This window comes from Nitrospira sp. (assembly GCA_030653545.1).
Taxonomy (GTDB): Bacteria; Nitrospirota; Nitrospiria; order Nitrospirales; family Nitrospiraceae; genus Nitrospira_D.
In genome coordinates, this window is the sequence record JAURZE010000016.1 from 54,869 (window position 1) to 62,311 (window position 7,443).

Annotated in this window: 9 protein-coding genes; 4 read left to right on the top strand and 5 right to left on the bottom strand. The window is 53.8% G+C overall.

The genetic code is table 11. From position 1 onward, the window contains the following. Positions 1 to 12 precede the first annotated feature (12 nt). The 3 genes from Q7U39_06365 to Q7U39_06375 form a co-directional block, all read right to left on the bottom strand. On the bottom strand, positions 13 to 1,041 hold the full coding sequence (locus Q7U39_06365) for a hypothetical protein (protein MDO9117561.1): 1,029 nt from the start codon (positions 1,039 to 1,041) through the stop codon (positions 13 to 15). Between the two features lie 24 nt (positions 1,042 to 1,065). Further along, entirely contained in the window at positions 1,066 to 1,563 is a 498-nt protein-coding gene (locus Q7U39_06370; GenBank protein MDO9117562.1) for a YajQ family cyclic di-GMP-binding protein, read from the bottom strand. A 146-nt stretch (positions 1,564 to 1,709) separates the two neighbouring features. Further along, positions 1,710 to 3,719 (bottom strand): carbon starvation CstA family protein, encoded by a 2,010-nt coding sequence (locus tag Q7U39_06375; GenBank protein MDO9117563.1) that lies wholly within the window; start codon positions 3,717 to 3,719, stop codon positions 1,710 to 1,712. A gap of 133 nt (positions 3,720 to 3,852) precedes the next feature. Between Q7U39_06375 and Q7U39_06380 the strand changes: the two genes are divergently transcribed. Both Q7U39_06380 and Q7U39_06385 read left to right on the top strand, forming a co-directional pair. Next, positions 3,853 to 4,038: a hypothetical protein gene (locus Q7U39_06380; GenBank protein MDO9117564.1), complete on the top strand. Its 186-nt coding sequence runs from the start codon at positions 3,853 to 3,855 to the stop codon at positions 4,036 to 4,038. Continuing rightward, the gene (locus tag Q7U39_06385) at positions 4,026 to 4,322 is read left to right on the top strand and encodes a type II toxin-antitoxin system RelE/ParE family toxin (protein MDO9117565.1); all 297 of its coding nucleotides are present in this window, start codon (positions 4,026 to 4,028) and stop codon (positions 4,320 to 4,322) included. The genes Q7U39_06380 and Q7U39_06385 overlap by 13 nt, the downstream gene beginning before the upstream one ends. On the opposite strand, the gene Q7U39_06390 is transcribed toward Q7U39_06385, so the two are convergent. Further along, positions 4,310 to 4,510: a hypothetical protein gene (locus Q7U39_06390; GenBank protein ID MDO9117566.1), complete on the bottom strand. Its 201-nt coding sequence runs from the start codon at positions 4,508 to 4,510 to the stop codon at positions 4,310 to 4,312. The genes Q7U39_06385 and Q7U39_06390 overlap by 13 nt on opposite strands. A gap of 150 nt (positions 4,511 to 4,660) precedes the next feature. Between Q7U39_06390 and Q7U39_06395 the strand changes: the two genes are divergently transcribed. Both Q7U39_06395 and Q7U39_06400 read left to right on the top strand, forming a co-directional pair. Next, entirely contained in the window at positions 4,661 to 5,029 is a 369-nt protein-coding gene (locus tag Q7U39_06395) for a hypothetical protein (protein MDO9117567.1), read from the top strand. Beyond that, on the top strand, positions 5,026 to 7,146 hold the full coding sequence (locus Q7U39_06400; GenBank protein MDO9117568.1) for an AAA family ATPase: 2,121 nt from the start codon (positions 5,026 to 5,028) through the stop codon (positions 7,144 to 7,146). The genes Q7U39_06395 and Q7U39_06400 overlap by 4 nt, the downstream gene beginning before the upstream one ends. A 188-nt stretch (positions 7,147 to 7,334) precedes the next feature. Here Q7U39_06400 and Q7U39_06405 read toward each other — a convergent pair. After that, positions 7,335 to 7,443, bottom strand: a 109-nt coding sequence (locus tag Q7U39_06405; protein MDO9117569.1) for an IS3 family transposase, incomplete at its 5' end; no start/stop codon positions are given.

A 7,443-nucleotide genomic window follows, 5' to 3' on the forward strand; every position in this document is an offset into this window, starting at 1 on the left:
CCACTCACTCAATCACGGACGCATCTCATTCCCGGCATAGAGCGGCGGCATCGACTCCCACGTTTCTCCCGCGTCCTTACTCCGATACAAGCCGCTCCCATTCGTCCCCGCATAAAACAGCTTTGAATCTGACGGACTCTGGGCGATCGTCCTGATGTTAGTTGTGGCAAGTCCGTTGTTGATTGCGCTCCATGTCGCGCCACCATCCTCACTTCGATGCACACCATCACGCCCTGTAATATAGATCGCGCCTTTGCGTGTTCGATCGAGCACCATTGCAATGATCATCTGATCCGCCAGCGATTCCCCGATTCGTTTCCACGAAGCAGCCGCATCAGTTGATTTATAGAGCCCCGCGAGCGTTGCCGCATAGATGGTGTCCGGCTCGTAGGGATCGACCAGCACCGACGTCACATTCAGCGCCCGCGACGTCTTCACCATGTCCGCCGGCACCAACCCATTATTCACTTTTTCCCAATGCCCCGCTTGATCGATCGATTTGTACACACCCCCGCTTGTCCCCGCGTAGAGAATGGCTGGACGCGTTGGATCCATACCTAACGTCACCACCATCAGGACTTCTTTCATCCCCTCCATCTTCTTTGACCAGCTCTCGCCGCCGTTCTTAGTCTCAAACACACCCATCGTAGTGGCGATGAAAATATGCTGATCGTCGACCGGATCGAAGACGAACTGGTTCACCACCGACGTAATCGTAGCGTCATCCAGCCCGGAGCGCATCGGTACCCATCGCTGCCCGCCATCGTGGCTCTTGAAGACCGCATCGCCTTTCGTCCCCGCATACACCGTCGCAGGATAGGCCGGATCGATCGCCATCGCGATCACGCGAGAGTGGCTCATCCCCTTCGACAGGTTCGTCCAGGTCTGCCCGGCGTCGCGGCTCTTGTAGATGTAGTCATTCGTTGCAACGTAGATGATGTCAGGATTCTTAGGATGAAGCTGCAGCACGACAATGGGATCGCTGCGATTGCAGCCGATGAGAGAACCGAGGAGCAGGAGCAAAGAGAGCAGGCGCTTCATGAGACGGAGGCGATCGCCATCTCCTTATCGATAATTCGTAAACTGCAGATCGATCCCAAAGTCCTTGCCTTTCAAAAATGTCATCGTCGCCTGCAAATCGTCCTTGCTCTTGCTGAGCACCCGCACCTGCTCGCCTTGAATCTGGGCCTGCACTTTCAACTTCGAGTCCTTGACCGCCTTCGTAATTTCCTTCGCCTTCTCGGTCGCGATCCCGCTTTGAATCTTGGCCGTCTGCCGCACCGTCCCGCTGAGCGCCGGCTCGATGGCGCCGTAATCGAATGCCTTCAGCGACACGCCGCGCTTCGTGCACTTCGTCTTGATAATGTCGATCACCGCATTCAGCTTGTAGTCGTCATCCGACAGAATAACGAGTTCCTTCTCTTTCTCCTTCAGCGTGATTTCCGTCTTGGAATCCTTGAAATCGAACCGCTGCTTCACTTCCTTCGTCGCCTGATCGACCACGTTCCGCAACTCCTGCATGTTCACTTCAGAGACCACATCAAACGAAAATTGATCCGCCACAATCCCCTCCTTCTTCTACCTTAAATAGACGGGGCAGCCTGGGTAAGCTCCCACTGCGCGCATGCACCGAGCACCGCCCATAATTTCATGTTTCGATCGATCTTGCGTGCGGGGTGCGCGAGCAAGGGAGCTTGCCCAGGCTGCCCCTAACAGCATCCGCCACCGTGCGGCAGCCGGAAACATTTATCCTTTTCACCATCAGTAATTGCCGTCTGCACCCGTCCTACCGATCCGCCACCGGCCATAACGATGACTTCACTACTCGTGAACGGCTTCTTCAAGATCACATAGCCATACCACTGTCGCAGGCTGTCGCTCAAGACGATCAATCCCAGAACGGCCACCACGGCGACCAGCGCAGCGTCGAGATACAACGCGAACGCCTGCCCCGCCGCCAGCGTCGCGGCCTTCTTTATAAACATCCCGAACATCTCATAGGACCCGGCCAGCGTCACCACGCCGACAAACACCATCGGCACCGCTGTCACCCAGAGATAGGACGATTTCCACATCTTGATCAATACCGTCGTCCCGATGCAGAGCGCCAGCGTCCCCAGCAGCTGATTCGCTGCGCCGAACATCGGCCAGATCGTCGAGATACTTCCTGTGCCGATCAAATAGGACCAGGACCCGACCACGAACGCGCTGCTCAGCAGCACCCCGGGCCACCAGTTCATCCGGCGAAACGGCGCATAGACCCGCCCCGCCATTTCCTGAATCAGGTAGCGCGCCACGCGCGTCCCCGTATCGATCGTCGTCAGAATGAACAGCGCTTCGAACACCAGGGCAAACTGATACCAATAGGCCATCAATCCCGCCATGCCGGGCAGCGCCGCAAAGATCGACGCCATGCCCACCGCAAGCGACACCGCTCCGCCGGGCCGGCCGGCCACATCCACCTCAACCAGCTGCGACAGCTCCGCAATACGCGACGGACCGAACCCCATCGCCGAGAGGGTCTCAGCGCTTAACGTCGTATTGATCGCCAGATAATCGCCGGGAATCAGCACCGACGCCGCAATCAACGCCATCACGCCGACGAAACTCTCCAACAGCATCGCCGCATAGCCCACCACCGCCTGCGACTCCTGCTCGATCATCTTCGGCGTCGTGCCGGACGACACCAGCGCGTGAAAGCCCGACACCGCCCCGCAGGCAATCGTAATGAAGAGAAACGGGAAGAGCGTGCCGGGAATAATCGGCCCGCCGCCGGCAGCGAAGGCCGTCACACGCGGCATCTCAATCGTCGGCGCCATGAGCACCACGCCGAAGCCGAGCAGGAACACCACCCCGAGTTTCATGAACGTTGAGAGATAGCCGCGCGGCACCAATAGCATCCAGCCGGGCAGCACCGAGGCGAGAAAACCATAGCCGCCCAAGAGCCAGACCAGCGTCGGCCGTTCAAACTCAAACCACGCCGCAACCGACGACTGGCCGACCACACGCCCGAACAACACCGCCGCAATCAACAGCGCCACGCCGATCACCGATACTTCCGCGACTGCGCCGGGGCGAAACTTCTGGAGATAAAAGCCCATGATGAAACCGATGGGAATCGTCATTGCAATTGTGAACGTGCCCCAGGCATTGTGATAGAGCGCGTTCACCACCGCGAAACCCAGCCCCGCCAGCGCCACGACAACGATAAAGAGCACCGCCACCGCCGTCGCCGTCCCGGTGATGGAACCGAGTTCATCGTGCGCGATCTCCGGGAGCGAGCGCCCGTTGCGCCGCATCGAGGCCACGAGGATGATGAAATCCTGCACCGCTCCCGCCAGCACCGCGCCGATCACCAGCCAGAGAAACCCGGGGAGAAACCCGAACTGCGCCGCAAGCACCGGCCCCAGCAACGGCCCCGCCCCGGCAATCGCTGCGAAGTGGTGGCCGAAGAGGACGACTTTGTTAGTGGGATGAAAATTCACCCCGTCGTTCATCCGCACGGCAGGCGTGATGCGTTGATTGTTCAACTCAAGGACCTGCCTGGCCAACCAGCGGCCATAAAAGCGATAGGCCAGCACATAGATACATGCCGCCGCCACAACCAGCCAGAGCCCGTTCACCTTTTCATGGGGATTGATGACACCGACAACGTGAGCAAGAGCAACCGCGCCAAGCAGAGACAGTAGCGCCCAGAGCAAATTCACAGCCGCTTTCATGCGGCGCATCCTAACAACCCGCCGGCTGCTTGTAAATCAAGCCCCTTCCCGCTATTCTGACGAGGTAAGACACGCCTGAAGAGGCATCCGGCTTGAGGCTTCCCAACCCAGGCGTTCACAGTGAGAGGTGTCCATGCCTTCCGCCAAAGAACAAATCGCAAAGATACTTCAAGACCAGCCCGACGACAGTTCGTACGATGAGATCCTGCGAGAATTGGCCTTTGCTCGAATGGTCGAGAGAGGGCTGGCCGACTCTGATGCCGGAAGAACGATCAGCCACGAAGAAATGGGACGCCGCATCAAGACATGGCGGAGCTGACCTGGACAGCCGAAGCCCAGCGATGGCTGCTCGACATCCACGATTTCATCGCGCAAGACAATCCCGCCGCCGCAACCCGCACCGTCGAAACGCTCTACCAAAAAGCTGAGATCCTTCGAGAATTCCCCGAATCAGGCTACCGTTACTGGCAACGACCAGATCGGAACATCCGCATCCTGCTTCACGGCCACTATCGCATCGCCTACGTCATGAAAACATCGGGAACGATCGACATCCTCGGTGTCTTCCATGGAGCCCTCAGCATCGACCGTTACTTACTGTAACTTGCCCGGCTACACGATCCCCATTCCTCACACGCAATCTGCAGCAGCCCCGCAACTAGCGCCGCCGAGACAATGAACCAAGGCCCGTTCACTTTTTCATGGGGATTGACGACGCCGACCACGTGGGCCAACGCCACGGCTCCAAGGACGGAGAGCAGCACCCAGAGCAGATTCACAGCTACTTTCATGCGGCGCATCCTAACATTCACAAATGAGACAGACGCAGCACAGGAGCCCCCTGAGATTGCAGGTTGACACCTGCTCTAGTTAAACGTAGGCTTTCACTAGCCCGACATGAAAAATTCTGCTCTCACATTTTTTCCTCAGAATTTCTAACCATGAGCGTCCTTACAATCGATCAATGCCACGCAGCCTTAGACGCTCTCCTTCTGCGCTATTCAAAACTTTTACTAAGTGATGCAAACGAAGCAGAGACTCGCCTCAAGGTTATAGACAAGGTCCTGAAAGAAGTGCTCGGCTGGCATGAGGAGGACCTCACTGTAGAAGAGAGATGCTCCGAAGACTCGAAGACTGTTTTTGCCGATTACATTGTCCGAACTGCAACCACTAGCCTGATTGTCGAAGCGAAAAAGCTGGGGCGACATTCGCCTTACCAACGAATCAAAAATCTGGAAAACTGGGTGGCGTTCTCCGAGAAGGGGAAGTTGGAGAGGCAATTCGTCAAGTTCGTGATTACTGCCGTATGAAGCACATCCCATTCGCGGTAGTAACAAATGGAAGCGCTTGGATTGTTTTCCCAGCCATTAGAACTGATGAGGTTACATTTGAAAATACTCAAGCTCGGATTTTTCGGGATCTTGGGGATATCAAAACCAGAATAGTTGAATTTTGGAAACTACTCTCAAGACAACGTGTTGCGGAAGGCAATCTGGAGCACGAGCTTCTTAGCCCCGAGAAAAATGCTTCTGCCAGGCGTGTTCTTTCTCTAGTAAGAGAACCAGGATTCAGGCTGGGACGCAATGCACTCTACGAACACATAGAGCCTGCGGTAAACGCTGCTCTGACTGATGAAGCCTTGCTGAATGACCCTGAGGCTTTAAAGCTTTGTTACGTCAAAAGTAGTGAACGACTCAAGTACGATTCACGGCTTCAAATGGTTGTTAGCGACGCCAAGACATACCTTGGCCATAAAACAACGCGCGTTCGATCGAGAAAATCCCAAGGTTACCTTGAAACTAAAATCACACAGGATGTTCCTGGCAGACCGAGATTTATATTAGTCCTCGGCGCGGTCGGATCTGGCAAGACAACATTTTTGCACTATACAAGAAAAGTTTCTGCAGCCTCCCAGATCGACGGCAAAGTTCTCTGGCTATATATTGACTTCAAAAAAACGACTCAGAATCAGAACCCTCGCCAATTCCTCTATGAGGAACTCCGATCTATCATAGAAACAGAGAAAGAATTCGAGCTTGGCGACTGGGGCAAATCTATTATGCCTGCCTATGCGGAAACCATTAGCAACCTAGAACGCGGCCCACTATTTCTTCTCAAAAAATCAGACAAAGCGGCTTTTGACAAAGAAATTGCCAGCACTGTCATGAAGGATAGAGAAGCCCTGGTTCCATACGTTGAAAAGATACTTCGGCATGCTGTTAGCACTAGACCTGGATTCCTTGTCATCGATAATGTTGATCAAATCGATAGCGATGAGAGACAGAACGAAATCTTCTCTGAGGCTCAAGCTGCCGCCCAAAGAATGGGCATCAACATTATAATGTCCCTCCGGGAATCAACCTTCCTCCGTCATCGGAGTTCTCCTGTTTTTGACGCATTTCAATTTGACTCTCTTTACATCGATCCTCCGAGTGTGCTCCCTGTACTTTCAAGAAGATTTACCTATGCGAGACAGGTTCTTGCAGGCAGGAAGGCCGAACTCACACTTGAATCTGGCATTCATCTAAAGGTCCCTGACATATCTGTTTTTTTCAATATTGTTGCCCAATCGGTTTTGGCTTCCGACTCAGGGTTCATGATTGAGATGTTATCTGGTGGGGATATTAGAAGGGGACTCTCTCTAGTACGGGAGTTCTTGTCGAGCGGTCATACCACCGCTGACCGTGCACTAAGTGCTTACATTAGAGATGGAAAGTATAAATTCCCTCCTCATGAAATCTTCAAAGGTGCCGTGCTCGGCAAAAGAACCGTATACAGAGAAGAGGAATCTGCTCTCCTGAATATCTATGACTCAAAGCTCGACAATGAGACGCTACAATTGCTTCGCTTTCAGCTACTCGCAAGGCTGGTTGACTTAGCTGCAGATGCAACATTTGAGGGCATAACCGTTTCAGACATCATTGACCAACTGCATGTGATTGGTGTGCCGAGCGGACTAGTTGAGAGTTGCCTCAGGACCTTGCTGGACTCACGGACGGTCCGTACGGCGGACGGATTGTCACTTTCACCTCAGTCTAAAATTATTCCAAACAGACTAGCCGGCTACCTGATCCATGAATTAGGAAGCTCATTCAATTACTTCGAGATGTGCCTAGTAGATTCTTACATTTTTCAAAAAGAATTTTGGACGAGGATTTCTGACCTTACTACCCAAATTCAAAATGCACCCGATGAAATTACTGGAGTCAAATTGAGAGTCGATCGCGCTCGACTATACATAAGATACCTTTCATCCATAGAAGAAAGATGGATCGTCGAGTGTAACCGAAGAGGGATTGGAGACTCTTGGGGTCACCAATGGATTGAAACAGAGACTCAAAAGCGCCTCGAAGATGACATGAGCAAAGCCCTTACATCGGCGGAGAATATGGCCCGAAGAAGAGTAAGAGAGGGGAATCACCACTAGCGCACAGCCCCCCTCGCATCACCCATCAAACGTTTCGCCTGAACTCCACAACATGCTTTGCTCCTTTTCTGCACAGAAACATATTACCCCATCACCGTATGGATGGTCGGTTTGTCTAGCTGATAAATTGCTCCCCCTTCCCCAACCTTGAAGTTTCTTGGACTTCCCAGCCTTTTGTGGACACATCGTTAAGCCCGGTTTGACACGGCTTCAAACGCCTCCGGACTGACCCCCTTCAGATGACTGTGTCGGCGGGTGCGATTATAGAACATCTCGATGTACTCGGCGATCTCGGCT

What these genes read in the sequence shown, in the direction of transcription:
- Q7U39_06365 (MDO9117561.1), bottom strand. Translation starts at nt 1,041, where the DNA reads ATGAAGCGCCTGCTCTCTTTGCTCCTGCTCCTCGGTTCTCTCATCGGC.
- Q7U39_06375 (MDO9117563.1), bottom strand. Translation starts at nt 3,719, where the DNA reads ATGAAAGCGGCTGTGAATTTGCTCTGGGCGCTACTGTCTCTGCTTGGC.
- Q7U39_06380 (MDO9117564.1), top strand. Translation starts at nt 3,853, where the DNA reads ATGCCTTCCGCCAAAGAACAAATCGCAAAGATACTTCAAGACCAGCCC.
- Q7U39_06385 (MDO9117565.1), top strand. Translation starts at nt 4,026, where the DNA reads ATGGCGGAGCTGACCTGGACAGCCGAAGCCCAGCGATGGCTGCTCGAC.
- Q7U39_06390 (MDO9117566.1), bottom strand. Translation starts at nt 4,510, where the DNA reads ATGAAAGTAGCTGTGAATCTGCTCTGGGTGCTGCTCTCCGTCCTTGGA.
- Q7U39_06395 (MDO9117567.1), top strand. Translation starts at nt 4,661, where the DNA reads ATGAGCGTCCTTACAATCGATCAATGCCACGCAGCCTTAGACGCTCTC.
- Q7U39_06400 (MDO9117568.1), top strand. Translation starts at nt 5,026, where the DNA reads ATGAAGCACATCCCATTCGCGGTAGTAACAAATGGAAGCGCTTGGATT.